This is a genomic window from Actinokineospora sp. NPDC051303 (assembly GCF_055586285.1).
Genome location: NZ_JBVJIN010000006.1, coordinates 176,740 through 203,454 on the forward strand (window position 1 = coordinate 176,740; position 26,715 = coordinate 203,454).

Consider the following 26,715-nt stretch of genomic DNA (forward strand, 5'->3'; position numbering starts at 1 on the left):
AGGGGACTCTTCGAGTCCGCATCGGGACATCCCCGAGCCTTTTTTGGCACGCGAAAGGCAACGGCCGGATCGCAGGTCCGGCGGCGGATCCAGGGCCCAGTCAACTTCTTCGCCAGCGCTCCCGCCAGCCCCTGGCGCGCCTGCTCCGGTTGAACGTGTTGAATCTTTGCCTCGCATGACAAAAGAGGGAAATTTGTGCCACCGCGGCCAAGTGACGAAGAACGCAGACCTTGAAAGCGGGAAGGGAGCGTGTCGCATTCACGCGCATCGATATGCTTTGGCCTGGTGGAACGGGGTGGTCGGTCGCGATCACCCGAACGGGCGCACGGGTGGCGTCACCCTGTTGACGGGTTGTCAGGCTCCGGCCTTGACACTTCACTGGAACGTCAGTCGATCGACCTGCTATCCACGTTCTCGCAGGTTCGCGAATGCCGGGCAAGGGCAGGAGGGGCATGGCCGCGCGGAAACGCAGAAATAATGAAGCGCTGCGTTCTTTGCTCAAGGAGGCGCGGTGGACGAGCCATAATTTTTCCGCCGCGGTGAATCGCGTGGCGGCGGAGGCGGGCGTGGTTCTGGGTTATGACCGGACCACCGTGTCGCATTGGCTGTCGGGCAGCCGTCCCCGCCCACCGGTCCCCTCCTTCGTGGCCGAGGCGTTCTCGCGCCGCCTGGGGCGGCCGGTGTCCGAGATCGAGACCGGGATGGCGGGTTCGCGGGCGGGTCACGCGGAACTGCCGCCCGAGGAGGCGTCGGGGGTGCGGGGCCTGAGCGGGCTCGCGTTGGCCGACCTTGATCCGGCCCGCCGGGCAGTGCTGTGGGAGCAGCCGTTCCGCTTCGACTGGGCGGTGGTCCCCGAGTGGTCGGGTCCCCCGCGTCCACCGCGGATCGCCCTCGGACCGGTCCAGCGCGGGATCATGGCCGGGATCGGCGCGATGACCTCCGCGTTCGTCACCGCCGACCAGGCGTTCGGCGGCGGCCACGCCCGGTTCGCGCTCACCGCCTACCTGGCCTCCGACGTCGCGGCGTGGCTGCGGACCCACCAGGCGAAGCGCGGCGGGAGCACGCTGCTGAGCGCGGCGGCCACGCTCATCCACCTGGCGGGCTTCATGTGCTTTGACGACCTGCACCACAACCTCGCCCAGCACTACTTCCGGATAGCGCTGGAACTGACCATGCAGGCGGGCGACCCCATCGGCCACGCCGTCGTCCTGCGCAGCATGAGCGTGCAGGCCTGGTTCCTGGGCCACCACCGGCAGGCGGCCCTGATGGCGGAAGCGGCGCTGGCCCGCGCGGGCAGACAGGCCCCACCCGACACCCAGGCGGAACTGCTCGGGCAGGCCGCCGTCGCCCAAGCGGCCCTCGCCAACCGCGCCGAAGCCCTGTCCCGGCTGACCGAAGCCGAGAAACGCCTCGACGGCTCCGGTGACACGCGGCAGTCCGACGAGCCCACCGCCCGAGCGAACCTGATGTACCACAAGGGCCAGGCGCTCGCCATCCTCGGCGATCGCTCTTCGGCCCAGGGCGCCTGGCGCGCCTCGCTCAACCACCGCCCCGCGGGCCAGCGCCGGGCACGGATGCTCACCACCGACCGTCTCGCCGACCTGCACCTGCGCCACAACCGCGTGGACCTGGCATGCGCCACCTGGCAGGGCTTCCTTGACGAGTACCCCTATGTCCACTCCGCCCGCGTCGACACCGTGTTCCGCGGTTTCCTGCGCCAACTCCGCTCATACCGCGACAACACCAACGCACGACACATCTTGGACCGAGCGAGCCGACTGGCCGAATGAGACCAAGCCCCCGCGACACCGCCGCACCCGCTCTGGAGACGCGGTCAAACGGCCCCGCCCGCCCCGGTGTCCCACGGGGGCAGCCCGCCGCCCTCGGCCAGGCAAAGCACGCCCCCCGGCCCGATCCTGCCCCGGGCCCACGTCGATGACGCCGCCGACCTCCGCTGGCCGCAACGGCCACGTCGCTCGGTCGGGGCCAGAGGTGTCAGTGATGTGGTCCGCGGGGTGGTCGGGGTGGCGTCATCGCCGCGCAGGTGATGACCAGGGCGGCGAGGATGAGCACGGTGAGGGAGATGTCGATCAGCGCGTTGGCGAGGGGTGCGGTGAGCATGGTTCAGTCCTGTCGTGCGGTGGCCTCCGGGGCGGGGTGACCGATGCGGTCGGTGGCGCGCCGCCGGGCGCGCAGGCTGGTCAGGGTGACGGTGGCCAGGACCGCGACGATGACGGCCAGGGAGACCGGGGTGGGGATCTGCGGCACGCCGGGCCAGAGGCCGTGGGCCCAGTGCAGCACGAGTTTCAGCCCGATGAATCCGAGGATGATCGCCAGGCCGTGGTTGAGGTGGATGAGCTTGGCCAGCGCGGAGTGCAGCACGAAGTAGAGGGCGCGCAGGCCGAGCAAAGCGAAGGCGTTGGTGGCGAACACGAGGTAGGGGTCGTCGGTGATGCCGTAGACCGCGGGCACCGAGTCCACGGCGAACACCACGTCGGTCGCGAAGACCGCCACCACCACGACCGCCAAGGGGGTGAGTGCGCGTCGTGTGTTGTCACGCACGGTCAGGCGGGTGCCCCGGTAGTCGTCGGTGACCGGCATCATCCGGCGCACCAGGCGGACCGACCGCATCCCGGAGATGTCTTTATCGACACTGGCGCCGGTCAGCGCCTCATGCAGGATCTTCACCGCTGAGCCGAACAAGATCACGCCGAAGACGAGAAACGCCCAGGTGCCCGCCGCCAGCATCGCGGCGCCCGCCGCGATGAAGACCGCTCGGAGGACCAGGGCTCCGACGATGCCGAACAGCAGCACGCGTTGCTGGACGGCGGGGGGCACCGCGAACGCGGCGAGCAGCAGCATGAAAACGAACAGATTGTCCACCGACAGGGACTTCTCCACCACGAACCCCGTCATGAACTCGATCGCCTGCTCGCCCCCGAAGTGGGTCCAGAGCCAGAACGCGAACACCATCGGCAGCGCGAGGTAGAACACCGACCACCCGACCGCCTCCCGCATTGCCACCACATGCGGGCGGCGGGTGACCAGGAAATCGGCGACAAGCAGCCCCAGCAGGACCGCGATGCTGAGCAACCACAATCCCGGCGAACCCACGGACTCGGGGGATTGGGCGGGGCTCGCCAGGACGACCGCTGAACCGGGCACAAGAACCTCCTCGAACATCGCGTTCGAGGTCTCCTTCACCCACCTGGGGCGGCCTCCCGGGGACACCCAACGGGATGTCCGTACTGACCGGGCAGACCCTTCCGAAGTACTCCCCTCCTCCGCAGTATGACCGCCCGCGGCATCCAAGTAAAGAAACCGTAAAGGTGAATGTCGCCGATGGCGCCGCATGCCGCGGCTGCCGTTGGAACTCGGGCACGGCCTCGCGCGGAAATCCATTGTGGACTCGCGAGCGACGCGGCAGCCGCATCGCGCAAGACTTCTAGGGTGACTGGCGCTGCGTCTCCATCAGCGACGGGCCGCCCCGTGGCGGCGTCCGACATCGCCGAGCGGGTCCGGCCAGGTCAGGGGTTTCGCCTGCCGGGCCAGGTGTGGTTGGCGAGCAGGCGCAGGCCGTTGAGGGCGACCAAGACGGTGGAGCCTTCGTGTCCGGCGACGCCCAGTGGCAGCGGCAGGGCGCCGAGCAGGTCCCAGGCGACCAGGACCACGATGAAGGTCGCGGCGATGGTCAGGTTGGCGATGACCACCCGGCGGGCGCGGCGGGCGAGCGCGACGAGGGCGGGGATGGTGTCGAGGTCGTCGCCGATCACGACGGCGTCCGCGGTTCCGACGGTGAGGTCGGCTCCGCCGCGGCCCAGGGCGATACTCGCCCGCGCGGTGGCCATGGCGGGGGCGTCGTTGACGCCGTCGCCGACCACCAGCACGCTGTGTCCCTCGGCTTGCAACGCGCGCACGGCCGCGGCTTTGTCCTCGGGCAGCAGTCCCGCGCGCACGTCGGCGATGCCGACCCGGGTCGCGACGTGCCGTGCCGCGGCGGGGTTGTCCCCGGTGAGCAGGACGGGGCCGCGTCCGGTGAGAGCGGTGAGGTCCGCGACGGCTTGTTCGCTCGACGGCCGGACGCGGTCGGTCAGCAACAGCACCCCCGCGGGTTCCCGGTCGACGGTCACGGCGACGGCGGTCTCGCCGGAGGTCGCGGTGTCCGGGGCCGCGCCGCTGATCGAGACCACGTGGTCTCCGACGCGGGCGGTGACGCCGACGCCGGGCGTGGCGCGGAAGTCTTCGGCGTCGGGCGGGGTCAGTCCGCGTTCCCGGGCGGCGGCGACGATGGCGTGCGCGAGGGGGTGCTCGCTGAACCGCTCGGCTGCCGCGGCCAGGGCGAGCAGGGTGTCGGGGTCGACTCCCGGCGCGGGCCGCACGTCGACCAGGTGGGGCTTGCCTTCGGTGAGGGTGCCGGTCTTGTCCAGGACCACGGCGGTGACGGTGGCGAGTTGTTCGACCGCGACGGCGGATTTCACCAGCACGCCGTGCCGTCCGGCGTTGGCGATCGCCGCCAGCAGCGGCGGCATGGTCGCCAGGATCAGCGCGCAGGGGGAGGCGACGATCATGAACGTCATGGCCCGCAGGAGCGTCGGCTGCACCTCGGCCCCGAAGGCGAGCGGCCCGGCGAACAGGCCCAGGGTGGCCACCACCACGCCGAGTGAGTAGCGCTGCTCGACCTTCTCGATGAACAGCTGGGTTTTCGCCTTGGTCGCCGACGCCCGCTCGACCATGGCGACGATGCGCGCGAGCACGCTGTCCGAGGCGTCGCGGCCGACCCGCACCCGCAGGGCGCCTGATCCGTTCAGGGTGCCCGCGAACACCTCGTCGCCCGCGGTCTTGGTCGCGGGCAGCGGCTCCCCGGTGATCGAGGCCTGGTCGACCTCGCTGCCGCCGTCGACGACCACGCCGTCGGCCCCGATCCGCTCGCCCGGGCGGACCAGGATCAGGTCCCCGACCCGCAGGGCGGCGGCGTCCACCACCTGCTCGCGCCCGTCGTCGCCCAGCCGCGTCGCGCGTTCGGGGGTGAGATCGAGCAGCGTGCGCACCGAATCCGCGGTGCGTCGGGTGAGGACCGCCTCCAGGGCGCCGGAGGTGGCGAAGATGACGATCAGCAACCCGCCGTCGACCACTTGGCCGATGGCCGCGGCGCCGATCGCGGCCACGATCATCAGCAGGTCGACGTCGAGCGTCTTCTCCCGCAGCGCCCGCAGCCCTTCCAGCGCGGGCTCCCAGCCGCCCGCGGCGTAGCAGGCCAGCAGCAGCGACCACCACAGCCAGTCCGGCCCGCCGGACCACCAGGCGACCAGCCCGAGCAGGAACAACGCGGTGGCGGCGCTCGCCCACCGGACCTCGGCCAACGCGAAGGCGCCCGTTCGTCCGGCGCGGGCGGCGCGGCCTTCGGTCCCGGTGCTCAAGGTGAGGGTCACGAGGGACACCATACCGGATCATCTGAAGAGGTGTTCATTTGTTCACGCAGTAGGATGCGACCATGGGTCACGGGATCAACGGCGGCAACACCCCGCCCGCGCAGTTGGACGCGGAGTCGGCCGCGACCGTGGCGGCCACCCTGCAGGCCCTCGCCACCCCCAGCAGGCTGCGCATCCTGACCCGCCTGCGGCACGGCCCCTGCGCGGTGGGCGACCTGGCCGACGCGGTCGAGATGGAACAGTCCGCGGTGTCCCACCAGCTGCGCCTGCTGCGCGCCCTCGGCCTGGTCACCGGCACCCGCCGCGGCCGCAGCGTGGTCTACAGCCTCTACGACAACCACGTCGCCCAACTGCTCGATGAAGCGGTCTACCACATCGAGCACCTGGGCATGAACGCCACAGACGACGTCGCGAGCCCGGGGTAGATTGCGGCCATGGCCACCAAGACGCAGCGCGGTCCTTACTCCAAGGGGATCGCGCGCCGGGCGGAGATCCTGCGGGTCGCGCTGGAGGCGTACCAGAACTCCGGACGCCAGGGCCCGTCGCTGAAGACCATCGCCGAGGCCGCCGGGCTCACCGAGGCGGGTGTGCTGCACTACTTCGACAGCAAGGACGAACTGCTTGTCGAAATCCTGGCGGCGCGGGACCGCGAATACGCCGACACCTACGACCTGACCACGCTTGAGGGAATCTGGGCCCTGCTCGCCCACACCACCCGGACACCCGGCCTGATCAAACTGTTCGTCGACATGACCGCCGCCGCGGCCGACCCCGCCCACCCCGCGCACGCGTTCATGCGGCGGCGCACGAGCGTCATCCTCGACCTCATCGAACAGATCGCGGGCCCCGGCAACGAATGGCGGGCGCGGATACTGCTCGCCGCCGCCGAGGGCCTCCAGATCCAGTGGCTGCGCGACCCATCCATCGACATCGTCGCCGACCTCCGGCGTCTCGCCGCCCTCGACCTGCCGCCTGCCGACCCCCGGCCCGCCGCGGCCGAGGCGAGCCCGCCCGCATCGACCTGATCCCCCGGCCGCGGTGCGCGCCGGGGTCTACAGGTACTTGGCGAACCATTTCAAGACGCGCTCGGGGTGGCGCTGGAAGTGGACGTAGCCGTCCCACCGGGCAGAGGTGTCGTGGATCCAGAACAGATCCTTCTCCGGCGTGCCGATGGCCTCGAACGTCTTCTTGAGATCGTCCGGCCCGACCAGAGCGTCGTCGTGGACGCCGTAGGTCAACGTGGGCATCCGCACGGCAGGCGCCCAGGCGGCGGTGTCCGCGTCGGTCAACCACGTCCCAGTTCGCGCGTGCTGGCGTCGGTCGACTTCGTCGGCGTATTCCGCGGCGATGCCGAGATTTTCCAGCTGCCGTGACAGGAAGGCGCGAGCCGAGAGCAGCAGGGGCGCCACCAGGCAGCGCACCCCGTCGAAGGCGCGCGGGTTGGTGGCGATGGCGCGGAAGGTCGCGTTCGCGCCCATGCAGTTGGCGAAGATGCCGAGCGTCATGTCGGCGAGGTCGGGTCGGGAGCGGACGTAGGCCAGGGCGCCGAGCACGTCGCGCGCTTCAAACCGGTTGGCGGACTGCAACCCGCCGTTCGCGGCGCCGCTGTGCCCGAAGTTGCGGAAGTCGAAGGTCAGGACGTTGTAGCCGTTGTCGTGCAGGATTTTGTAGTGAGGGATGAAGCTGACCTCGAAGTCGTTGCCGAAGCCTTCCCCGAAAGCGGACTTCCAGGGCTCGATGTGCGCCGGGAATCCGTAACGGCTGAACGAAATGGGGTGGGTGAAGATGATGAGTTTGTCCGAGCCCGCGCGGGGGATGAGCCATGCCTCCAGTGGGGTGCCGTCCTCGGAGGGGAACGACACGTCGTCAAAGTCGAGGCCGCTGTCGGCCGGGGTGCGGAGCACGGGCGAGCGGACGGTATGGACGTAGCCGTCGGCCAGTGTGTCGAGTCGCGCGTCGAGTTGAGCGTCGACGGCGGAGTCGCTTGGTTGTTTCGCAGACATTCCGGCTTCCTTTTCTGGTGATGAGAACGCCGGGAGGACCGACGACACCCGGCGTCCGCGAAGGTCGCCGGGAATGCGGCGGTAGGACGGTCACGGCGCTGCGCGGCGAGGATCAGCGGGTCTGGGCGACCGCCGCGGCGACGGCCCGGTAGGCGGGAAGGTCTTCGCCGTCGTCAACGTTGAGGGAGGTGCTCTTCACGATGACGACGTTGTGGGTGCGCGAGACGTAGATGTTCTGGCCGCCGAGGCCGTCGGCGTAGAACCCGTCGTCGCCATCGACCCACCAGCTCAGCCCGTAATCGGCGACGTTGCCCGCCGGAGCCGTGGAGAGGGTCACCCAGTCCTGCGGGACGACCTGGCGGCCGCCTGCCCGCCCGCCGTTGAGCATGAGGCTGCCGAACCGGGCGTAGTCGCGGTCGTTGGCGAAGAAGCAGCAGTAGCCGAGCGAGTGGCCGTGCGCGTCGTTGCCGACATAGGCGGTGGACGCCATTCCGCCCGGGTTCCACAGCTTCTGCTGGATGTAGGTGTGGAAGGGCATGCCGGTGGCGCGGCTGAGGATGACGGCGAGGACGGCGGTGTTCAGGCTCGTGTAGTTGAACGCGGCGCCCTGCGGCGTCGAACTCTTCGTGGCGTCGCCTGCCCCGTCGAGGATGTCGAACGCGCCGAGGCCGACGAGGGTCGCCATCGTGACGCCGTGGATGGGCTCCGACCACTCGATGCCGGACGCCATCCGGAGCAGGTTGCGAATTGTGATGTCGCCGTAGGCGCTGCTCGCCAACTCGGGAACGTAGGCGCCCACGGTGTCCTCGATCGAGTCGATCTCACCTTCGCCGATCGCGATTCCGATCGCGGCGGAGGTGAAGGACTTGGCCAGCGACCAGGACTGGAACAGCGAGTCCTGCGATCGGCCTGCCGCGTACCACTCCGTGACGATCTTGTCACCGTCCAGCACGACGAAGCCTTCGGCCTTCTCGTCCAGATACTGCTGGAGCGTGCGCTGCTGGCCGTTGTAGGTGTAGCTGACGTTGAGATCGCGCGGCGCGAGGGTGAGCGGCACCGGCGTCGGCGACGGCGAGAGCGGATCGGTGTTCGCCGGTTGCCGAGTGACCACGGCGGCGGCGGTGGAGACGCCCGCTGGTGCGGCCAGAGCGGCGGCTGACGAGTTCGCGAGGCCGAGAGCGAGGACCGCGATCAGAGAGACAGGAAGAGAACGACGAACCACGGCGCGACTCCTGGGAGCGGGAGGGATGCTTCTGGATCATCATGTCGAGCCGAAAACCGAATGGCAATAGGTTTTCGCTCGCCCGCCGGACCGGGCCGATCGCTGCCGTGGTGGGCCGGGACTGTGATGGGGATGCATGACTTGCGGGAGATCCTGAACGCGATCCTGTGTGTGCCGGACGGGATCTCCTCGGGGGGCGCCGCCGCGCGACCTCCCGCCCGCAGGAGGCAGGTTCGCGCACGCCCTATCAGCAAGGGATTCCACGTGTGATCACCGCGGTGACCACTGAGGCGTAGCCTCGCCCCGGCGCCGGTGGTGCGCGCGACGACGTGAATCACACCGGCTCACCGTCACCCAACGTCTGAATTCGCTGGCCAACGGCGTCCCGGGACAGAAGCACTCCGCGGAATATGCCCATCGAGCCGGATACCGCGGCAAACCGCTCGCTCAAGTCGCTACCGGGATCGAATCGCGTCGCACACCTCAGCGCCTCAGGAAGCAACCGCCCACTGCCGACCGTCGTCGTCGCACCCGGTCTCGATCCGCACCTGAGGCATCATCCGGGCAGGCGGACCGTGACGGCGAGCCCGCCCTCCGGCCGCGCCTCGGCGGTCACCGACCCCTCGTGGGCCTGCGCGACGGACTGAACGATCGAGAGCCCCAGCCCGGCGTTGCGTGAGTCGGTGCGCTCGGCTCCCAGTCTGCGGAAGGGCTCGAACAGCCCGGCCACGGCGTCGGCGGGCACCACCGGTCCGGAGTTGCGCACCACCAGGGCCGGGTCGTCGCCGACCGCCACGCGCACCCAGCCGCCCGGCTGGTTGTAGGCGACGGCGTTGTCCACCAAGTTGGTCACCAGCCGCTCCAGCAGCACCGGGTCGCCGACAACGGTCCTGGCCCGCACCGAACACTCGACCCGCACCCCGGCCGCCGCCGCGGTCGCCGAGGCCGCCGCGACGACCGCGGCCACCACCTCGTCCAGCCGCACCGGCGACCGGCTGACCAGGCCGCGGTCGCTGCGGGCCAGCAGCAGCAGGCCCTCGATCATCGCCTCGCTGCGCTCGTTCATGTAGAGCAGCTGCTCACCCAGCTTGCGGGTCTCCCGCGGGGCGGCGGGGTCGGCCATGGCGACCTCGATGAGGGTCCGCTGCACCGCCAGGGGGGTGCGCAACTCGTGCGAGGCGTTCGAGACGAACCGCTTCTGGCTGTCGAAGGAGACCGACAGCCGGTCGAGCATCCCGTCGAAGGTGTCGGCGAGTTCCTTGAGCTCGTCGTCGGGGCCGTCGAGGTGGATGCGGCGGTCCATGCTCCACGCGCCGAGCCGCCGCGCGGTCGCGGTGATGGCGTGCACCGGGGCCAGCGCCCGGCCCGAGACCGCCCAGCCCAGCAGCACCGCCAGGCACGCGGTGAGCACCAGCGCGACGCTCGACTGGACCAGCAGCGCGGCCAGGGCCGACTGGCGGTAGTCCGAGAGCGTGCTCGCCACGACGTTGGTGGCGTTGGCCAGGTTGGGCACGGTCCCGGGCTTCAGGAACGGCGGGGCGCCCGCGGTCTGGGCGGCGACGGCGTTCTCGGCGAAGGTCGACGTGTCGGGCAGCGACGTGTCGAACAGGACGTAGTTGATCAGCAGCAGCAGGACCCCGGCGAGCAGGAACAGCCCGCCGTAGACCAGGGTCAACCGGGCGCGGATGGACAGCCGCAGCCTGGTCAAGAGCCGAACCGGTAACCGGCGCCGGGCACGGTCTCGATAAGGCCGGGCTGGCCGAGTTTGCGGCGCAGGGTCATCACCGCGACGCGCACCACGTTGGTGAACGGGTCGGTGTGCTCGTCCCACGCCTTGTCCAGCAGGTCCTCGGCGCTGACAACGGTTCCCTCCGCGCGCATAAGCACTTCCAGCACGGCGAACTCCTTGGGCGAGAGCTGCAGGAACCGGCCGTCCCTGGCGGCCTGGTGCCGGGGCAGGTCGAGCCGGACACCGCCGCGTTCGAGCACCGGAGGCAGCGCGGGCCGGGTCCGGCGCGCGAGCGCGCGCACTCTGGCGACGAGTTCGGCGAACGCGAACGGCTTGGTGAGGTAGTCGTCGGCGCCGAGCGAGAGTCCGGCGACGCGCTCGTCGACGTCGGCCGCCGCGGTGAGCATCAGCACCTTGGTCTCGCCGCCTGCCTCGGCCACCGCGCGGCACACGTCGTCGCCGTGGGTCTTGGGCAGGTCGCGGTCGAGGACGACGACGTCGTAGCCGTGCACGCCGATCCGCTCCAGGGCCTGGTCCCCGTCGTAGCAGACGTCCACGGCCATCGAGAGCCTGCGCAGCCCCTCCGCGATCGTGTCCGCCATCAGGCGCTCGTCCTCCACCACCAGCACTCGCACGCGTCCAGTCTGCGCCGGGCGGGATAAGCGCCGGATAAGGAGTTTCGCTTATCCGATCGAGATCGCCGGATCAGTAGACATCCCGTCAAGAACGACTTCTCCGGCGAAAGGACGCGCGATGGGGACAACGACGATGGGCTTGGGGGCGATCGCCCTGCTGATCCTGACGGCGGGCTGCGGTGGCGACACCGGCGGCGAGGACAAGGTCGCTTCGATCTCGTCGCCAGCCGAGGCGGCCGACAAGCAGGCAGGCGACGGCAAGTCCGACGGCGACAAGATGCTCGACTACGCGAAATGCATGCGCGAGCACGGGGTCGACATGCCAGACCCGCGGATCGACGCGGACGGCGGCGGCGAAATCGCCGTGCGCCCGAAGGCCGGAGCCACCGCGGCCGCGCTGCCGCCCGGCATGACCGAGCTGGACACGGCCAACGCGGCGTGCCGGACGCTGCTGCCCAACGGCGGCGAGATGCCCAAACTCGATCCCGCCGAGATCGACAAGCTGCGGGAGCAGGCCAAGTGCCTGCGCGAACACGGCCTCGACGTGCCCGACCCCGACCCGAACGCCCCCGGCGGCGGGATCTCCCTGGGCTCTCCCGGCGGGGGCGGCGACCAGGAGGCGGACCGGGCGAAGATCGACGCCGCGATGAAGGCGTGCGGGTTCGACGGGGCGGCCGTGGCCGTGGAGCCCGCGCCATGACCGAGCCCGCGAGCGAAGCACCGGCACAGCGCGCCCCTGAGCGGGGCCGTTCGGTTTGCGGGGTGGCTTGATGAGCGGGTCAGAGGAGGTCCGAGGGAGGCGGCGGACCCGGTTCCTGGTGTCCGGCGCGGTCGTCGTGGTGGTGCTCGGCACGGCATCGGTGGTGGTGCTGACGAGGATCTCCGCGACCGCGGCGAACTCGGAGCAGGGGCCGCCGCCGGTCGCGACCACCAAGGTGGTCACCGCGACCCTGACCGAGGAGGAGACGGCGCGCGGCACGCTCGGGCACGGCGTGGAGACCGTGATCGCGGGCCGCAAGCCCGGCACGGTCACCTCGCTGCCGCGGGTCGGCGCGGAGATCAGCAGGGGGCAGAGCGTGTACGGGCTCGACGCGAAGCCCGTCGTGCTGTTCTACGGGACGCTGCCGTTCTATCGGGACCTCGCCGAGGGCGCCGAGGCCGGGCCGGACATCGCGGAGCTGGAGGAGAACCTGAAAGCGCTCGGCTTCAGCGCGGGCAAGCCGGACGAGAAGTTCACCTCGGCCACCAGCGCGGCGCTCAAGCGGTGGCAGAAGTCGCTGGGGGCCGAGCAGACCGGGGTGTTCGGCTTGGGCGACGCCGTTCTCACGCCGGGGCCGGTGCGGATCTCCGCGGTGACCGGGCGACTCGGCGGGCCGGGCGCGGCGGAGCTGGTGAAGGTCACCGGGACCGAGAAGGTGGTCCTGGTCAAGCTCGACGCCACCAAGCAGTCGCTGGCCAAGGCGGGCGGCAAGGTCGCGCTCGACATCACCGGCGGGGGAAGCACCGCGGGCACCATCCGCTCCGTCGGGACCTCGGCGGCGTCGGAGAAGGAGGACGGCAGCGGAAAGGCCGCGGTCGACGTGGTCGTCACCCCGGACGACCCGGCCGCGACGGGCTCGCTCGACGCGGCGCCCGCCACCGTCCACTTCGTGAAGGGCAAGCGGGAGAACGTGCTCGCGGTCCCGGTGGGCGCGCTGCTCGCGCTCGCCGAAGGCGGCTACGCGGTGGAGGTCGACGAGGGCGGCGCGCGGCGGCTCGTCGCGGTGCGGACCGGGCTGTTCAGCGGCGGCAAGGTCGAGGTGGCGGGCGAGGGCCTGCGAGCGGGCATGACCGTGGTGACGACCTCATGACCCCGGTGCTGGCGGTGCGCGCGGCGACGCGGACCTACCCGGGGGGTGTGCGGGCCCTGCGCGAGGTGTCGCTGTCGGTTCGGGACGGGGAGATGCTGGCCATCGTCGGGCCGTCCGGCTCGGGCAAGTCCACGCTGCTGCACCTGATGGGGACGCTGGACAGGCCGACCACGGGCCGGGTGGAGCTGCGCGGGCACGACGTCGCGGCATTGTCGGACCGGGCGCTGTCGGCGCTGCGGTCGCGCTGGATCGGGTTCGTGTTCCAGCGGTTCTTCCTCAGCGACGGCGTGAGCGCGGTGGACAACGTCGCCGCTGGCCTGCCGTACGCGGGCGTGGCGCGGCGACAGCGCGGGCCGCTGGCGCTGGCCGCGTTGGAGCGCGTCGGGCTCGGGCACCGGGCCGGGCATCTGCCGGGCGAGCTGTCGGGCGGCGAGCGCCAGCGGGTGGCGATCGCGCGGGCGGTGGTGAACCGGCCCGCGATCGTGCTGGCCGACGAGCCGACCGGAAACCTGGACACCGAGAACGGCGCCGCGATCCTGGCGCTGCTCAACGAACTCAACGCGGACGGGACGACCATTGTGATCATCACCCATGACCGGGGGATCGCGGCGGCGGCGCCGCGCCGGGTGGAACTGCTGGACGGGACGCTGCGCGTCGACACGGGAACCCCGGCCGGGGCGCCGCGATGACGACGACCCCCACACCGCCCGCGCCGGTTCCGACCCGGCTCGGCCCGCGCGACATCCTGGCGCTCGGCGCGGTCGGAATGCGCACGCGGCCCGCGCGTGCGGTGCTTTCCGCGCTGGGCATCGGAATCGGCGTCGCCGCCATGGTCGCGGTGCTGGCGATCCCGGCCTCCGGCGCGAAAGCCCTGCACGACCAGCTGTCCGCCCTGGGCACGAACCTGCTCGTGGCCGGTCCCGGGCAGACGTTGTTCGGCGACGACGCGGTCCTGCCCGACACCGCGATCCCGATGGCGAGGCGAATCGCCCCGGTCACCGCGGCGTCGGCGACCGGAAGCACGGCGAAATCCGTGCGCCGCAACGACAAGATCGACGCGGCGGAAACCTCGGGCCTGTCGGTGCTCGCGGCCTCCGCCGACCTGCTCGACGTGCTCGGCGGCGACGTGGCGTCCGGGGTGTTCCTGGGCCCGACCACGGAACCGTTCCCCACGGTCGTGCTCGGCGCGGTCGCCGCGGCCCGGCTGGGCATGGATCACGCGCGACGCCAACAGGTCTGGATCGACGACACGTGGTTCACGGTGATCGGCATCCTCGCCCCGATGCCCTTGGCCCCGGAAGTGGAGCGGTCCGTGCTCGTGGGCTGGGAGTCGGCCAGGCGAAACCTGGACTTCGACGGCCACCCGAGCCGCGTGTACCTGCGCGCCCTGGAGTCCGAAGTGGAGGACGTCCGCGCCGTTCTCGCCCAAACCCTGAACCCCGCCGCTCCCAACGAGATCGACGTGACCCGGCCGTCGGAGGCGCTGGTGGCCCAACGGATCACCGACACGACCTACGACTCCCTGTTCCTGGGCCTTGGCGCGGTGGCCCTGCTCGTCGGCGGCGTCGGAGTGGCGAACACGATGGTCGTCTCGGTCCTCGAACGCAAGCGCGAAATCGGCCTACGCCGAGCCCTGGGCGCGACCAGACGCCAGATCCGCGGCCAATTCCTCACCGAGTCGGTGCTGCTGTCCGGTTTGGGCGGCCTCGCGGGCGTGCTGGCAGGCGTGCTCGTCACCGCCGCCTACGCGCTCACCCAAGAGTGGCCCGCCGTCCTCCCGACCCCCGCCCTCCTCGGCGGCGTGGCCGTAGCCGCGGCGGTAGGCATAGCCGCGGGCGCCTACCCGGCCATGCGAGCCGCCCGCCTCCCACCCACCCAAGCCCTCGCCTGACCGGAACTGTGCTGGCGGACTTGGTGCTTTGTAGACCCTGGTGGGTTGGTCATGTTTGTCGACACGCCTCGGGCCGGGCAGCCGCCGCCGCGGTTCTGCCCGGCCCGAGGGGCGGTGGATCACTTCAGGCCGTAGGCCCTGATGATCGTCTGGTCGACCGAGTTGCCGTTCGCGTCGGTCGCTTTCGCCTTGAGGGACACGAACTTCGCCCCCGCCGGGTGCACCAGGACGGCCGTCCAGCGGTCATTCGCCGTGACCAGCGGGACCGGGCGCCAGGTGGCGCCGTCGTCGTAGGACACCTGGACCGTGGGCGTGCGGACGGCGGCGCCGGGCGTGTTGTGCTGGACGTAGACCGGCACGGTGAACGGGCGGCCCGCCCAGGCGCGGTTGGCGTCGTCGAGGTTCGGGGCGAACCGGACGGCCAGCAGCGGCAGACCCGCGGGCGCCGTACCCGCGACGTGGTCGGAGGTGAAGGTCCAGTCGGCGGTGACGGAGGTGGACAGCTCGGAGACCTCGCCGCGGGTCGCCTCCGCGTGCAGCCGGTAGGCGCCCTTGGTGGCGGGCGCCAGCGCGTCCAGGCTGCCCGCGTACTCCGACTCGGCGAGCAGGGCGCCGTCGCGGTGCAGCGTCGTCTTGGCCGTGTCGGTGGTGGAGCCGCCGTAGTGGTTCGGGTCGGCGTCGGCGAACAGCGGGACGTTGAAGGCCATCTCGTCGCCGAGGCGGCCCGCCCAGTCGTCGGGGCGGCGCGCGGCCGGGAACGCGGGGCCGAAGACGGCCGCGTTCCACCGCTGGGTCACCGGCTGGCCCGCGCGGAACCGGCGCGGGAGCGACGTGCCCAGCGAGCTGTCCGGCGGGAACGCATCCGGCGAGGCTATCTGCGCGAACGTGCCGTCCCAGGGGACGTCGGGCGAGAAGTACTCCGTGATCCGCAGCGGCAGCGCGCCGCCCGCGAACCACTCCAGGAAGCCGTTCCTCCCCGGCGCCTGGGACGCCACGGTGGTGTTCGACTTGACCAGGTCGCGGTCGGCGAAGCGCCGGGTGAGCTCGGCCGGGACGCCGCCGTCGTGCGACCACGACACGTGGTAGAGGTACGGGCTGCCGACGAAGCCGCCCTTGCCGTCCGGCTCGGCGAGCCGGGAGTTGACCGTGAGGGTGGCGCGGCCTGGCGACGACGTGGTCGACGGCCGCAGGAGAATGCCGTCGAAGTCGTTCGTGACGATGCCGGTCCCGGTGTCGCCCCAGTCGGTCCGCATGCGGAAGAACAGGTCGGAGGTCCCCGGCTTCGCGGTCGCGCGCTCCACGGCCATCCCGATCGCCTTGCCCTGCCGCGCGTCGACGGTCAGCTCGGCGTCCCCGGTGACGGTGAACGCGGGCTCCATCACCTGGGTGACCCGCGAGTCCGCTCCGGCCAGGGTCTGGACCCACGCGTCGAAGTAGAACGTGCCCTTCGGGACCCTGGCGACCACCGTCCCGGACGGGTCGTGGCCGACGTGGGCCTTGGCGCGGGCGAGGTCGACGAACCGGAAGAAGTACTCCGGGGTGGGCGCGCCGTTGTGGTCGAGGAACTTCAGGGTGACGTCGTAGCTCTCGACCTCCTTGGTGACCCCGATCGGCGTGTTGATCGACGCCGCGCCGTCCGAAGCGGCCACGACGCCGCTGTAGACGCCGTCCGGGCCGTCGACGGCGGTCTTGGTGGTGACGGTGACGTCGGCCGTGCCGCTCGCGGGAACGGTGACCTCGCCGGGCGACACGGAGATCATGCCCACGGGCGCCGCCTGGCCCGAGGGGTCGCGCAGGTCGGCGGCGACCCGCAGGGTGACCGGCGCGGAGCCGGAGTTGCGGTAGGTCAGGGTCTTGACGATGGCCTCGTCGTCGTGGTGCGGCCAGCGGGCGGCGCCGAGGCTGAGGCTCACCGGCGCGGACGACACCGACTGGGTCACCGCGCGGGCGACGTCCACGCGGCCCGCGCCCTGCTGGAAGGTCGACAGCGCCGGGTTGGGCCGCGCGCTGGCCATGAGCGTGGCCTTGAGCTGCTCGGCGGTCCAGTCCGGGTGCTGACCGGCGAGGATCGCCGCGGCGCCCGCGACGTGCGGGGCCGCCATCGAGGTGCCGGAGAGGGCGACGTGCCCCTCGCCCACCGGGGTGCCGATCTGGCCGTTCTTCGCCCGCGCGGCCACGATGCCTACGCCGGGGGCGGTGATGTCCGGTTTGATCGCGCCGTCGATCCGCGGCCCGCGCGAGGAGAACTCGGCGAGGGCGTCCTGCCGGTCGACGGCGCCGACGGTCAGCGCCGCGTCCGCGGCCGCCGGGCTGCCGATCGTCTCGTCCGACGGCCCGCTGTTGCCTGCCGCGACCACGAACAGGGCGCCGGTCTCGGCGGTGATCCGGTTGAGCGCCAACGACATCGGGTCGGTGCCGTCGCTGGACCACGCGCTGCCCAGGCTCATGTTGACGACGTCGGCCTTGGCCGCTGCCCACTCCATCCCGGCGATGACGCCGGACTCGCTCCCGCCGCCGAAGTCGTTGAGCACCTTGCCGACCAGCAGCTTGCTGTCCGGGGCGACGCCTTTGTAGGTCCCGTCGCCGGTGACCGTCGCCGCGACGTGCGTGCCGTGGCCGACCAGGTCGTCGGTGGTGGGGCTGTCGCTGAAGTTCCTGGCCTCCACCACGGAGCCAGCGAGGTCGGGGTGGGTCTGGTCGATCCCGGTGTCGAGCACCGCGACCGTCGTGCCCGCGCCGGTGTGCCCGGCCTGCCACGCCGCCGGGGCGCCGATCTGCGGGACGCTGTGGTCCAGCGAGGCGCGCACCGGACCGTCGAGCCAGACCTTCTCGACGCCCGCCTCGCGGGCGCCGGACCAGAAGGCGGTGGTCTTGTCCGCGTCGAGCGCGACGCCGCCCAGGCTCGGCAGCGCGCGCACGTCGCGCGTGCCCGCCACCTGCGCCCGCGCGCCGCCGAAGGTGACGATGAGCGGCGTCACCCGGCTGGCCCGGTCGTCGTAGCCCGCCCTGATCAGCGCCGTGACGTCGAACAACCGCTTGTCGAGGCTGCCCTCGGAGACCTGCCGCGCCGCGTCGGCGGGCAGCACGCGCAGGTCGCCGCGCTCGTCGACGCTCTGGTGGAACCGGACCCGTTCGCGGCCCGCGCCCGGTCGCACGGTGGCCCGGTCGCCGTCGACGGTGACCTGGTCGCCGGTCACCAGCGTCACCGTCCCCCGAACACCGAAGTCGCGGGACCCGGCTGCGGTGGTGTCGCCCCCCGGCTGCGCTGCCGCCCCGACGGGACCGGTCACGACGGCTAGCACGGCCGAGGCGACGGTCACCCCCGCGACGACGCGTGATCGCCTGCTTAGTCGTGTCACTCGCTCTCTCCCCAGTTCTGGCCACGGTGCCACACCGCGACTCCGCCGAGTAGTACGCCATTAACCAACCGATCGGGTGTCGCTTTACCTGTTGATCACTGGAATGGCCTACTCGCGTAACCAGTTCCCGCGCCTTCCCGGTCAGGCGTTCGGTTTGGGTTCTTCGCTGTGGGGAGGTTGCCAGGTGAGACGGCCGCCGCGGATGTCGTCCGCCACGGAGTGGGTGAGGTCCATGTCGGCGCGGAGGTGGGCGATGAGGTGGCGCATCTCCACGAGGGCTATCGGTGGCACGCCGCGTTTGGCCAGCGCGTCGAACGCGGTTTGGGTCGCCGCCAGTTCGCTCTCCAGGAGCACGCTTCGGTGGGTGAGCCTGGCCGCGGCGTCTTCCGGTGTGAGCAGGGACATGAAAGCGAGGGCCGCGCAGTACGTCGGGTACTCCGGTGTCAGCGTCACCAGCAGTTCGCGGAGGCGGTCGTGGGCCAGTTCACGGCCCGCTGGGGTGATCGAGTAGACCGTGCGCTCCGGGCGCTTGCCGTCTCGCGTGGTTTTGACCGGTGTGATCAGTTCGGCCTTCGTCAGGGTTTCCACCGTGTGATAGAGCGCGCCGTGGGTGACCTTGACGAGGCGGTCGAGGCCTTGTTCCCGCATCTGCTGGCGCATCTCGTACGGGTGTTGCGGGTGCTCGATCAGGAGCCGCAGCACCGTCAAACCCAGTGGACTCAGGGTCCGCATCCGCCTACTCTCCGATTCTGTTCGGTGGCATAGTCTAAGTAGACTATTACGGATGGACGGGGGGCTCTCAGCACTATGCAGCAGATCGACCAGGACGCCGTCGAGCCCGAGATCCTCGCTGAGCGGGAGTTCATGGAACTCTGCCGCGACCAGCTGCTCCGCATGCGGGCCGAGGTCGCCGACATGCTCGACAGGGGCGCGGCCGAGGGCGACGCCGTGATCGACAAGTACAACAATCACGCCCTGCGCGAGTATCGGAAGAAGATCGTCAAGGACCTGTCCGGGTTCGATGACGTGCCGCTGTTCTTCGGCCGGTTGGACTACGCGGCGGGCGAGGTGTACGACGACCGGCCCGCCGACGGGGCGGTGGCCAACGCGAGGCTCGCGCGCACCCGCACCGAGGACAGCGACCTGGTCTACATCGGCAGGCGCGGTGTGCGGGACGAAGGCGGCGAGCCTGTCGTCATCGACTGGCGGGCCGCGTTGTCCCGCGCGTTCTACGAGGCCTCGCCGCTGGAGCCCGCGGGGGTGCGGGTGCGGCGGCGGTTCGGGTTCGACCAGGACGGGGTGCTGTCCGCGTTCGAGGACGAGCCGGTCAAGGGCGCGCCGGTCGCCACCTCGACCGAGAGCGGGCTGCTGGCCCAGGAGATCGAACGGCCCAGGCGGGGGCCGATGCGCGACATCGTCGCCACCATCCAGCCCGAGCAGATGCGGTTGGTGCGCGCCTCTCTTGACGAGACGCTGTGCGTGCAGGGGGCGCCGGGCACCGGGAAGACCGCCGTGGGCCTGCACCGGCTTGCCTACCTGCTGTTCTCCGAGCGGGACCGGCTGCGCAAGGCGGGGGGCGTCGCGGTGATCGGGCCGAACACCGCGTTCCTCGCCTACATCGGCAACGTGCTGCCCACCCTCGGCGAGGCGGAGGTGGTGCAGACGACCATCGACGCCCTCACCGGGCCGGGGCTGGCGGTCGGCAGGGTGGACGGGCCGCACGCGGCGCGGGTCAAGGGCAGCCTGGCGATGGCCGACGTGCTGCGCAGGCACCTGTGGGCGCGGATCGGCGAGCCGGTCGAGGAAGCCGAGGTCAAGCTCGGGCAGCGGACCTGGCGGATTCCGGTGTATCAGCAGGCCGAGGAGCTGGCGAACGTCCTCGCGCGGGGCGCCGCCTACGACACCGGCCGGGAGCTCTACACCCAGCGCCTGGCCCAGACGGTGCTGCGCCGCATGGAGCGCACCACCGGCCAGTCGATCTCGCTCGCCCAGCTCACCCGCAACCGGGGGATCACCCAGGCGGTGCGTCGGGTGTGGCCGGTCATCGACCCGGCCCGCCTCGTGGTCGACCTGCTCGGCGACCCGGCGGCGCTGGCGTCGGCAGCCGAGGGCCTGCTGTCGGACTCCGACCAGCGGGTGATCGTGCTGGACCCGCGACCGCGCGGCGTGCGGGCGATGAAGTGGTCCACGCTCGACCTGGCCCTGGTGGACGAGGTCGCGGGCCTGGTCGGCCACCCGGCCAAGATCGGCCACATCGTGGTGGACGAGGCGCAGGACCTGAGCCCGATGCACTTGCGGGCCATCGCCCGCAGGCTGGCCGGGGCGTGCACGGTGCTCGGCGACCTGGCCCAGGCGACCAGCCCGTCGGCGGTCACCGACTGGTCGGAGGTGTTGACCCACCTCGGCCGCCCAGACGGCGCCGTCGAGGTCCTCGACTGCGGTTACCGCGTCCCGGCCGAGGTGCTCGACTTCGCGGCCCGGCTGCTCCCGCACATCGCCCCCAACCTGACCGGACCGTCCTCGTTCCGCCACGGCGACGACGCCCTGCACGTCACCCGGACCAGCCCCGACCAGCGCACCTCAACGATCACCGAGACCTGCGAGCGCGCTCAAGAGGGCTCGGTCTGCGTCATCGCGGCGGACGCCGACGTTCCCGCTCTACGAAACGCACTCACGGCGGCTGGCCTCACGCACACGGTCCTCGGCGAGGACCTGCTGAACCCGCGACGGCTTGTCCTCGCCCCAGTGACGATGGCCAAGGGCCTCGAATACGACACGGTCGTCGTCGTGGAACCGGCCGCCATCGTCGCCGCGGAACCTCGTGGCCTACAACGGTTGTACGTCGCCCTCACCCGTGCGGTCAGCCGCCTGCACGTGATCCACGCCGACGAGCTGCCCGTGCCGTTGCGCCAGCGGGAACCGGCCCTCGTCCACCCGTGAAACCGCTGTGCCGACCGGGTTTCAGGGCGCGGTGAGGACTCGCCGGTCGAGCTTTCCGTTGAGGGCCAAGGGGAGCGCGTCGAGCACGTGGCACGCGGCAGGCAGCATGTGGCCGGGCAGGTGCTGCGCAGCGTGGCGGCATCGGTGTCACCGACGACGCAGGCGACCAGGCTCGACCTCGCCGATTTGGCTGTGTTCCCGCTCAGCGTCGTCACCGCCATTCCCGGCGGGACCACGGCCGCCCGCGCTTGGGATCGTGGGGAGTTCGTCGCGGTGATGACCGAGGTGGCCGATGGGGGAGTGGAGGCACGGTCCACCCGGACCCCGCGGCTGCTCGCCGTCGTGTTCACCGTCGAGGGCCAGGACATCCGCCTGAGCTGCGCCGACATCCTCGTCCGCATTTTGGATGGGAGCCCGCCCGGAGGGACTGACCGTCACGACGCCGCCCTGCCTTGAGCCTGGTAGAGGCCGTGCCCTCGTCGGTGAGGCGTTCACCGACTTGATCGCCGGACCCGGTGGGCGGGAGTTCACCGGGTCCGGCGGCCGACCAATGTGGCGCGCTCGACTTGGCCCGGCACGCCCGCCCGGACGCCGGCGTCGCTGAACGACGTGTTCGGCCGCGTGATTCACCCATCAGCGGCGCGGGTTCGACCACGTGCAGCCGGTCCGGCCAGGCGATGACCACCTTGACCGCGCCCTTGCGGGCGTTGCATCCGCGGTGCGCGAGCCGCTCGGTGATCTTGGCCTTCCGGTCGGCGATCCTGCTGTCGACGCTGGGACCCCGCAGGTCGTTCACCGACATGCATACGCCGTCCACGACCGCTCTTGCCCGCAGGCCCTCTACCTCTGGGGCCTGGTCGCCCCCGCTCCGGAGCCGGGAAGATCATTTCGCAGGGTGCCGAGTTGCTCACGGAAGTTACCGTGGCCCAACGATTTTCCCGATCTCGCTGTCGGACCTTCTCGCCCGGCGGGTGAAAGCCCGCAGCTCGATCCTGGCCGGTTCGGCCGAGATCCTCGGCCGAACTCGCCCGCCGCGCCATGTCCTGCGCGGCCACTCCCGTTGTGCCCGGCCGCTCGGCGGCGTCGGCCAGGTAGGGCTCATCTTCGTGGATCAGCACCCGCATCCGAACTCCGTGGCCAGGACGGGACGGGGGCGAACCGGCCGCCCACCCCCGTCCCGTCCTGACCACCGGCGACGTTCGCGTCCACCCTGTCGAGTGACCGCGGCCGTCCGCGAATCACCCTGCCCCGCCATCGAGCAGCAGGCTGTAACGCAGCCGCAGCGCCCGTTCCGTGCTGGCCAGCGCGGCCGCGACCCCGACCGCGACGTCGAGCCACCCCGGCAGTTCCACCGGCGAGGTGAAGGTCCCGACGAGTGCCGCGATCGGCGCCAGCTGGGTCAGCTCCTCCAGCAGCCGCATGACCAGGACCGCCAAGGAGACGAGGAGCACAATCGTTGAGATGAAGCTGATCCCACGGCTGAGCGCCGGGTGAGCGCGCTCGAAGTGGGCGCGGCGCCCTTCGGCCGAGACGCGGTCCGGCTGGAGCCGCCGCGCGGTCCCGTCGGCGGTGACGTAGTGGCACCGCTTGAGCCCGAAGGCGCTCTTCTTCACCTCGATCGTGCCGCCCGGGACGGGGAAGGCGGCGGGGAGCCGGGACCGGGCGTGGTGCCTGCCGTCGACGTACAGATCGGCGTTGGCGTACCCGGAGGAATCTGTCCGGTTGTGCCGGACGTCGACGGCGTAGACGGTGTGCCCGCCGTCGCCGTTGGCCAGCCGGAGGTAGAGCAGGGAGCGACCGAACAGCTGCCACCACCGGAACCGCGGCAGCGCGCACCCGTCGCCAGGCTTGATTCGCCGGGCGGCCCGGCGGCTTCGCATCTGGTCGAACACGGCCAGCCGCCCGCTCACCGGCCCGGCTCCGCCACGCAGGCCAGGTCGCGCGGGGGCCGCTGCCCGGTGGTCAGGAACTGTGTCGCCGCGTCGTTGGCGCACTGGTTGCCGCCCCACGGGTAGACCCCGTGCCCACCCTGGTCGGCGGTCACCAGCGTCGCCCGTTGCCCGAGCGCTCGCCGCAGCTCGCGCGCGCCTGCCAGCGGGGTGCCAGGGTCGCGTTCGTTCTGCAGCAGCAGCATGTTCGATGGGCCCCGGTCCCCGATGCGCGCCGGTGGTTCAGTGCGCTCGTCCGGCCAGAACGCGCACGGCCCGATGTTGGCCGTGGCCCCGCCCAGCATCGGGTGCTTCACCCGGTCGATGACGACCGCGCGCTGGTAGTCCCGGACCGAATCCGGCCAGCGTGAGTCACCGCAGATCACATACAGCCGGGCGGACATCAAGTTGTCGCGGTCGATCACCGGCGGCAGGGGCACCGGCTGGTTCGCCTCGATCGCCTGCCAGGTCTTGGCTAGCGCGGGCAGGGCGGCGTCGCTGTAGAGGTACTCGAAGGTGAGCCCGCGGAAGGCCATCCCGTCCACGCCCTGGATCGGCTGGGCGTCCAGCCGCTTCGCCAGGTCGAAGTACTTGGCGGTCACCTGTTCCGGCGTGGCGCCCAGTCCGTGCTCGGGGTGAGCGGCGGCGTAGGCGGCGAAGTCCGGGAACCGGTCTTCCATGCCGAGGGCGAACCTGCGCATGGCCGTGACGTCGTAGCCGCGGGCGCCCATGTTGCTGTCGAGCACGATCCGGTCGCCGCGGTCGGGGAACATCGTCGCGTACACGGCGCCGAGGTGGGTGCCGTAGGAGGCGCCGAGAAACGAGACCTTCTGTTCGCCGAGCGCCTCGCGGATGCGATCCATGTCGCGCGCGGCGTTCGCGGTGGTGGTGTGTGGCAGCATCCGCGCGGTCGGCGAGGTGGCGCACTGCTCGGCGATGGAGCGCGCGTAGCCCGCTTCGCGGGTGACATCGGCCGCGGTGCGCGCGTACGGCGCGAACGCGCCTCGGGCCTGCTGCTCCGGGGTCAGTTGGCAGGTCACCGGCGTGCTGCGGCCGACACCGCGCGGGTCGAATCCGATGATGTCGTAGGAGTCCAGCACCTCCTGGGGCAGCCCGGACCTGGCGAGCGTGGCGGGGTAGCTGAGCCCTTCACCACCGGGGCCGCCCGGATTGGTCAGCAGCACCCCGCGGCGCCGAGCCGGGTTCTCGCTGGCCAGCCGGGAGATCGCGATCTCGATCCGCTCCCCACCGGGGTCGCGGTAATCCAGCGGGACTTCGAGGGTCGAGCACTCAAGCCTTGGCGCCGCCACGCCCTCCGGGCACGCGCCCCACCTCGACGTTCGCGCCGCCGCCGAGCTCGCGGGAACGGCGGTGGCCAGCAGGGCGGTCGCGGCGAGGGCGACCGGCAAAATCCTGCGCATTTCCTGTCCTCCTGTGTCGAAGCACGCGGGTGTGTGCCCGGCTGGGAAAAGCCTCTCCACTCGGCGCCGCAAGCACATCGGTCCCGCGGCTGGACCGCGATGGACCTGGGTCGAACGCGCCGATGCGACTTCGGTCGGGGGTCGACTGGCCCTGAGACTCCTGCGCCTGCCTCGGGCATTGGCGACAATGGCCCAGATGAGCACGGATTCGGCGCCCCGGTTGGCGAGGTGGTGGGGTCAGGCGTGGCCGCTGGTGGCGGCCGCGCTGCTGGGCATCCCCTTCTGGTTCTCCACCGCCGTGCTGGTGCCGCCGGGATGCGCGGAGAACACGTGTTCCTGGCTGGTGACCGGCGATCCGCTGATCGCGCTCGCCTGCCTGGCGCTGCTGCTGTGGCGGCGGCGGTTCCCGTTCGCCGTGGCCATGGTGGTCACGGTCGCCTCAAGCGCGTCGACGCTGGCCGCGGGCGCGGCGCTGCTGGCCGTGTGCTCGATCTCCACCCGCCGCCGCCCCGTTGAGATCAGCGTGGTGGTACTGGCCTTCGTGGCCGCGTCGCAAGTGCTCGCGGGCATCTACCCGCTTGAGGTCCCACCGGTGTCGCTGTGGCTCGAACTCGTCGTCCCGGTGCTGAGCGCGGGTACCGCGGTGGCCGTCGGCGCGGCCGTCGGCGCCCGGCGCGTCGAAGCGCGGTCGCTGCTGGAGCGGGCCGAAAGCGCGGAACGGGAACAGCACGCGCGAGCCGCGCAGGCCCGCGCCCAGGAGCGGAACCGGATCGCCCGCGAGATGCACGACGTGCTCGCGCACCGGATTTCCCTGGTCGCCATGCAGGCCGGGGTGCTGGACCACCGCGACGACCTCACCGCGGCGGACAACCGCCTGCTGGTCCGCGGGATCGCCGAAGGCTCCCAACTGGCGCTCGAAGAACTGCGGGACGTGCTCGGTGTGCTCCGCGGCGATCCGGACCGCCCGGAACCACCGCAGCCCTCGCTCGACCGCGTTCCCGACCTGATCGCCGACTCCCGCGCTTCCGGGCTGGACGTCACGCTTGACGACACCGTGGTGGGCGAACCGCCCGAGCTCATCGGGCGAACCTGCTACCGCATCGTCCAAGAAGGACTGACCAACGCCGCCAAACACGCCCTCGGAGCCAAAGTTCAGGTCACCCTGGAGGGAACGGCCGGGGACGAACTGCGCGTCGGCGTCCGCAACTCGCCTGCTGCCACGACCGGCACCCAGCCACCGACCTCCGGATTCGGGCTGCTCGGCCTCAGCGAACGCGTCACCCTCGCCGGTGGCGCCCTTGAGCACCGCCCCGCGCCCGGCGGCGGCTACCTGCTCACCGCGCGACTACCCTGGCCGAACCAGAACCGCCGCGGGGGAGGCTGAGTGGGCAGCGAAGGCGAACCGACGCGGTTGGTCATCGTTGACGACGACCAACTGGTGCGGATGGCCCTGCGACTGGTCCTCGACGGCGAGCCGGACCTGACCGTGGTCGCGGAAGCAGCCGACGGGGAGGCCGCGCTCACCGTGGTGGAGCAGCAGCGGCCGGACGTGGTGCTGATGGACGTGCGCATGCCCGGCCGCGACGGGCTCAGCGCCACCCGGGAACTGCTCGCCCGCCCGGCGCCGCCCAAGGTGCTCATGCTGACCACCTTCGACTCCGACGACCTGGTGCTCTGCGCCCTGGAAGCCGGAGCACTCGGCTTCGTCTTCAAAGACACCCCACCGGCGCGCATCATTGACGCGGTGCGCATGGTCGCCGAGGGCAAACCCGTGCTGTCCCCCGCGGCAACGGCACAGGTGATCGCCGCCGCCACCGCGCCACGATCCTCCAGCACTCGCCGTGCGGCCGCGCGAGCGAAACTGTCCACTTTGACCGGACGCGAACTCGACACCGCGCGAGCCATCGCCGACGGGCTCGGCAACCCGGAAATCGCCGAACGACTGCACATCAGCGTCGCCACGGTGAAAGCCCACACCAGCAACCTTTTCGCCAAACTGGCGGTCGACAACCGGGTACAGATCGCCCTCGTGGTTCGCGACGCGGAGGACTGAAGTCTCCAGGCCATGCCCGATTCGCTCGCCTGTGGCCTCGCCGTGCTGGTCGCCGGGATCGGTGTGACAGCGCTGCTGTCCCGAGGTGGTTCGGCAGCATGAGTGTGGTGATCGCTTCGATCGCCGTGCCGTTTGTCGTTGTTTTCCTTTTGCGGGCAGGCGAGGTGTCCGCGTGGGAGCGGGTCGGGGCTGGTCGGGCGACCGGGAATGGGCTTGGACGTGTTGCCGTGTCTGGGCGTGTCGTCGTGCTGCGGG

At 71.3% G+C, this 26,715-nt stretch carries 22 protein-coding genes; 11 read left to right on the top strand and 11 right to left on the bottom strand.

Features of this window, described 5'->3' with window-relative positions; translation table 11 throughout:
- Positions 1-452 precede the first annotated feature (452 nt).
- Positions 453-1,790: a tetratricopeptide repeat protein gene (locus ACZ6SD_RS07095; protein WP_465316006.1), complete on the top strand. Its 1,338-nt coding sequence runs from the start codon at positions 453-455 to the stop codon at positions 1,788-1,790.
- A gap of 205 nt (positions 1,791-1,995) precedes the next feature.
- On the opposite strand, the gene ACZ6SD_RS07100 is transcribed toward ACZ6SD_RS07095, so the two are convergent.
- From ACZ6SD_RS07100 to ACZ6SD_RS07110, 3 genes are all read right to left on the bottom strand, one after another.
- Positions 1,996-2,121, bottom strand: a complete 126-nt coding sequence (locus ACZ6SD_RS07100; RefSeq protein WP_465316007.1) for a hypothetical protein — start codon at positions 2,119-2,121, stop codon at positions 1,996-1,998.
- Positions 2,122-2,124: 3 nt separating this feature from the next.
- Positions 2,125-3,183 carry a TerC/Alx family metal homeostasis membrane protein gene (locus tag ACZ6SD_RS07105; protein WP_465316008.1) on the bottom strand — a complete coding sequence of 353 codons (1,059 nt, stop codon included), beginning with the start codon at positions 3,181-3,183 and terminating at the stop codon, positions 2,125-2,127.
- Between the two features lie 344 nt (positions 3,184-3,527).
- Complete coding sequence (locus ACZ6SD_RS07110; protein WP_465316009.1) at positions 3,528-5,441, bottom strand: heavy metal translocating P-type ATPase; 1,914 nt, start codon at positions 5,439-5,441, stop codon at positions 3,528-3,530.
- A gap of 50 nt (positions 5,442-5,491) precedes the next feature.
- Between ACZ6SD_RS07110 and ACZ6SD_RS07115 the strand changes: the two genes are divergently transcribed.
- A complete protein-coding gene (locus ACZ6SD_RS07115) occupies positions 5,492-5,854 on the top strand; it encodes an ArsR/SmtB family transcription factor (RefSeq protein ID WP_465316010.1) in 363 nt (120 codons plus the stop codon).
- 9 nt (positions 5,855-5,863) lie between these two features.
- The gene (locus ACZ6SD_RS07120) at positions 5,864-6,454 is read left to right on the top strand and encodes a TetR/AcrR family transcriptional regulator (RefSeq protein ID WP_465316011.1); all 591 of its coding nucleotides are present in this window, start codon (positions 5,864-5,866) and stop codon (positions 6,452-6,454) included.
- A gap of 27 nt (positions 6,455-6,481) precedes the next feature.
- On the opposite strand, the gene ACZ6SD_RS07125 is transcribed toward ACZ6SD_RS07120, so the two are convergent.
- The 4 genes from ACZ6SD_RS07125 to ACZ6SD_RS07140 all read right to left on the bottom strand — a co-directional run bounded on the left by ACZ6SD_RS07125 (position 6,482) and on the right by ACZ6SD_RS07140 (position 11,018).
- Complete coding sequence (locus ACZ6SD_RS07125) at positions 6,482-7,432, bottom strand: alpha/beta hydrolase family protein (RefSeq protein WP_465316012.1); 951 nt, start codon at positions 7,430-7,432, stop codon at positions 6,482-6,484.
- 112 nt (positions 7,433-7,544) lie between these two features.
- Entirely contained in the window at positions 7,545-8,654 is a 1,110-nt protein-coding gene (locus ACZ6SD_RS07130) for a serine hydrolase domain-containing protein (protein ID WP_465316013.1), read from the bottom strand.
- A 556-nt stretch (positions 8,655-9,210) separates the two neighbouring features.
- Positions 9,211-10,362, bottom strand: a complete 1,152-nt coding sequence (locus ACZ6SD_RS07135; RefSeq protein WP_465316014.1) for a sensor histidine kinase — start codon at positions 10,360-10,362, stop codon at positions 9,211-9,213.
- Positions 10,359-11,018, bottom strand: coding sequence for a response regulator transcription factor (locus ACZ6SD_RS07140; protein WP_465316015.1), 660 nt, complete (start codon positions 11,016-11,018; stop codon positions 10,359-10,361). The genes ACZ6SD_RS07135 and ACZ6SD_RS07140 overlap by 4 nt, the downstream gene beginning before the upstream one ends.
- Positions 11,019-11,136: 118 nt before the next feature.
- Here ACZ6SD_RS07140 and ACZ6SD_RS07145 point away from each other — a divergent pair, with 118 nt between their 5' ends.
- The 4 genes from ACZ6SD_RS07145 (at position 11,137) to ACZ6SD_RS07160 (ending at position 14,759) form a co-directional block, all read left to right on the top strand.
- Positions 11,137-11,718 (top strand): hypothetical protein, encoded by a 582-nt coding sequence (locus tag ACZ6SD_RS07145; protein ID WP_465316016.1) that lies wholly within the window; start codon positions 11,137-11,139, stop codon positions 11,716-11,718.
- Positions 11,719-11,788: 70 nt separating this feature from the next.
- On the top strand, positions 11,789-12,868 hold the full coding sequence (locus ACZ6SD_RS07150; RefSeq protein ID WP_465316017.1) for a peptidoglycan-binding protein: 1,080 nt from the start codon (positions 11,789-11,791) through the stop codon (positions 12,866-12,868).
- A complete protein-coding gene (locus ACZ6SD_RS07155) occupies positions 12,865-13,557 on the top strand; it encodes an ABC transporter ATP-binding protein (protein WP_465316018.1) in 693 nt (230 codons plus the stop codon). The genes ACZ6SD_RS07150 and ACZ6SD_RS07155 overlap by 4 nt, the downstream gene beginning before the upstream one ends.
- Entirely contained in the window at positions 13,554-14,759 is a 1,206-nt protein-coding gene (locus tag ACZ6SD_RS07160) for an ABC transporter permease (protein WP_465316019.1), read from the top strand. Before ACZ6SD_RS07155 ends, ACZ6SD_RS07160 begins: the two co-directional genes overlap by 4 nt.
- Positions 14,760-14,878: 119 nt before the next feature.
- Here the strand turns inward: ACZ6SD_RS07160 and ACZ6SD_RS07165 are convergent, their stop codons facing one another.
- Together ACZ6SD_RS07165 and ACZ6SD_RS07170 are read right to left on the bottom strand one after the other, a co-directional pair.
- Positions 14,879-18,118, bottom strand: coding sequence for a S8 family serine peptidase (locus tag ACZ6SD_RS07165; RefSeq protein ID WP_465316020.1), 3,240 nt, complete (start codon positions 18,116-18,118; stop codon positions 14,879-14,881).
- A 141-nt stretch (positions 18,119-18,259) separates the two neighbouring features.
- Positions 18,260-18,850 carry a PadR family transcriptional regulator gene (locus ACZ6SD_RS07170; protein WP_465316021.1) on the bottom strand — a complete coding sequence of 197 codons (591 nt, stop codon included), beginning with the start codon at positions 18,848-18,850 and terminating at the stop codon, positions 18,260-18,262.
- Between the two features lie 75 nt (positions 18,851-18,925).
- Here ACZ6SD_RS07170 and ACZ6SD_RS07175 point away from each other — a divergent pair, with 75 nt between their 5' ends.
- Both ACZ6SD_RS07175 and ACZ6SD_RS07180 read left to right on the top strand, forming a co-directional pair.
- Complete coding sequence (locus ACZ6SD_RS07175; RefSeq protein ID WP_465316022.1) at positions 18,926-21,058, top strand: HelD family protein; 2,133 nt, start codon at positions 18,926-18,928, stop codon at positions 21,056-21,058.
- A gap of 87 nt (positions 21,059-21,145) precedes the next feature.
- Entirely contained in the window at positions 21,146-21,514 is a 369-nt protein-coding gene (locus ACZ6SD_RS07180; protein WP_465316023.1) for a hypothetical protein, read from the top strand.
- A gap of 782 nt (positions 21,515-22,296) precedes the next feature.
- On the opposite strand, the gene ACZ6SD_RS07185 is transcribed toward ACZ6SD_RS07180, so the two are convergent.
- Together ACZ6SD_RS07185 and ACZ6SD_RS07190 are read right to left on the bottom strand one after the other, a co-directional pair.
- Entirely contained in the window at positions 22,297-22,968 is a 672-nt protein-coding gene (locus tag ACZ6SD_RS07185; protein ID WP_465316024.1) for a hypothetical protein, read from the bottom strand.
- Positions 22,965-24,407, bottom strand: coding sequence for an alpha/beta hydrolase (locus ACZ6SD_RS07190; RefSeq protein ID WP_465316025.1), 1,443 nt, complete (start codon positions 24,405-24,407; stop codon positions 22,965-22,967). Before ACZ6SD_RS07190 ends, ACZ6SD_RS07185 begins: the two co-directional genes overlap by 4 nt.
- A gap of 196 nt (positions 24,408-24,603) precedes the next feature.
- Between ACZ6SD_RS07190 and ACZ6SD_RS07195 the strand changes: the two genes are divergently transcribed.
- Together ACZ6SD_RS07195 and ACZ6SD_RS07200 are read left to right on the top strand one after the other, a co-directional pair.
- Positions 24,604-25,791: a sensor histidine kinase gene (locus ACZ6SD_RS07195; protein ID WP_465316026.1), complete on the top strand. Its 1,188-nt coding sequence runs from the start codon at positions 24,604-24,606 to the stop codon at positions 25,789-25,791.
- Positions 25,792-26,460, top strand: coding sequence for a response regulator transcription factor (locus ACZ6SD_RS07200; protein WP_465316027.1), 669 nt, complete (start codon positions 25,792-25,794; stop codon positions 26,458-26,460). It begins immediately after the preceding gene.
- Positions 26,461-26,715: the final 255 nt, after the last annotated feature.

Bases quoted from the DNA above. Each gene is read 5' to 3' on its own strand.
- ACZ6SD_RS07095 (WP_465316006.1), top strand. From the start codon at position 453: ATGGCCGCGCGGAAACGCAGAAATAATGAAGCGCTGCGTTCTTTGCTC.
- ACZ6SD_RS07100 (WP_465316007.1), bottom strand. From the start codon at position 2,121: ATGCTCACCGCACCCCTCGCCAACGCGCTGATCGACATCTCCCTCACC.
- ACZ6SD_RS07105 (WP_465316008.1), bottom strand. From the start codon at position 3,183: ATGTTCGAGGAGGTTCTTGTGCCCGGTTCAGCGGTCGTCCTGGCGAGC.
- ACZ6SD_RS07110 (WP_465316009.1), bottom strand. From the start codon at position 5,441: ATGGTGTCCCTCGTGACCCTCACCTTGAGCACCGGGACCGAAGGCCGC.
- ACZ6SD_RS07115 (WP_465316010.1), top strand. From the start codon at position 5,492: ATGGGTCACGGGATCAACGGCGGCAACACCCCGCCCGCGCAGTTGGAC.
- ACZ6SD_RS07120 (WP_465316011.1), top strand. From the start codon at position 5,864: ATGGCCACCAAGACGCAGCGCGGTCCTTACTCCAAGGGGATCGCGCGC.
- ACZ6SD_RS07125 (WP_465316012.1), bottom strand. From the start codon at position 7,432: ATGTCTGCGAAACAACCAAGCGACTCCGCCGTCGACGCTCAACTCGAC.
- ACZ6SD_RS07145 (WP_465316016.1), top strand. From the start codon at position 11,137: ATGGGGACAACGACGATGGGCTTGGGGGCGATCGCCCTGCTGATCCTG.
- ACZ6SD_RS07150 (WP_465316017.1), top strand. From the start codon at position 11,789: ATGAGCGGGTCAGAGGAGGTCCGAGGGAGGCGGCGGACCCGGTTCCTG.
- ACZ6SD_RS07155 (WP_465316018.1), top strand. From the start codon at position 12,865: ATGACCCCGGTGCTGGCGGTGCGCGCGGCGACGCGGACCTACCCGGGG.
- ACZ6SD_RS07160 (WP_465316019.1), top strand. From the start codon at position 13,554: ATGACGACGACCCCCACACCGCCCGCGCCGGTTCCGACCCGGCTCGGC.
- ACZ6SD_RS07170 (WP_465316021.1), bottom strand. From the start codon at position 18,850: ATGCGGACCCTGAGTCCACTGGGTTTGACGGTGCTGCGGCTCCTGATC.
- ACZ6SD_RS07175 (WP_465316022.1), top strand. From the start codon at position 18,926: ATGCAGCAGATCGACCAGGACGCCGTCGAGCCCGAGATCCTCGCTGAG.
- ACZ6SD_RS07190 (WP_465316025.1), bottom strand. From the start codon at position 24,407: ATGCGCAGGATTTTGCCGGTCGCCCTCGCCGCGACCGCCCTGCTGGCC.
- ACZ6SD_RS07195 (WP_465316026.1), top strand. From the start codon at position 24,604: ATGAGCACGGATTCGGCGCCCCGGTTGGCGAGGTGGTGGGGTCAGGCG.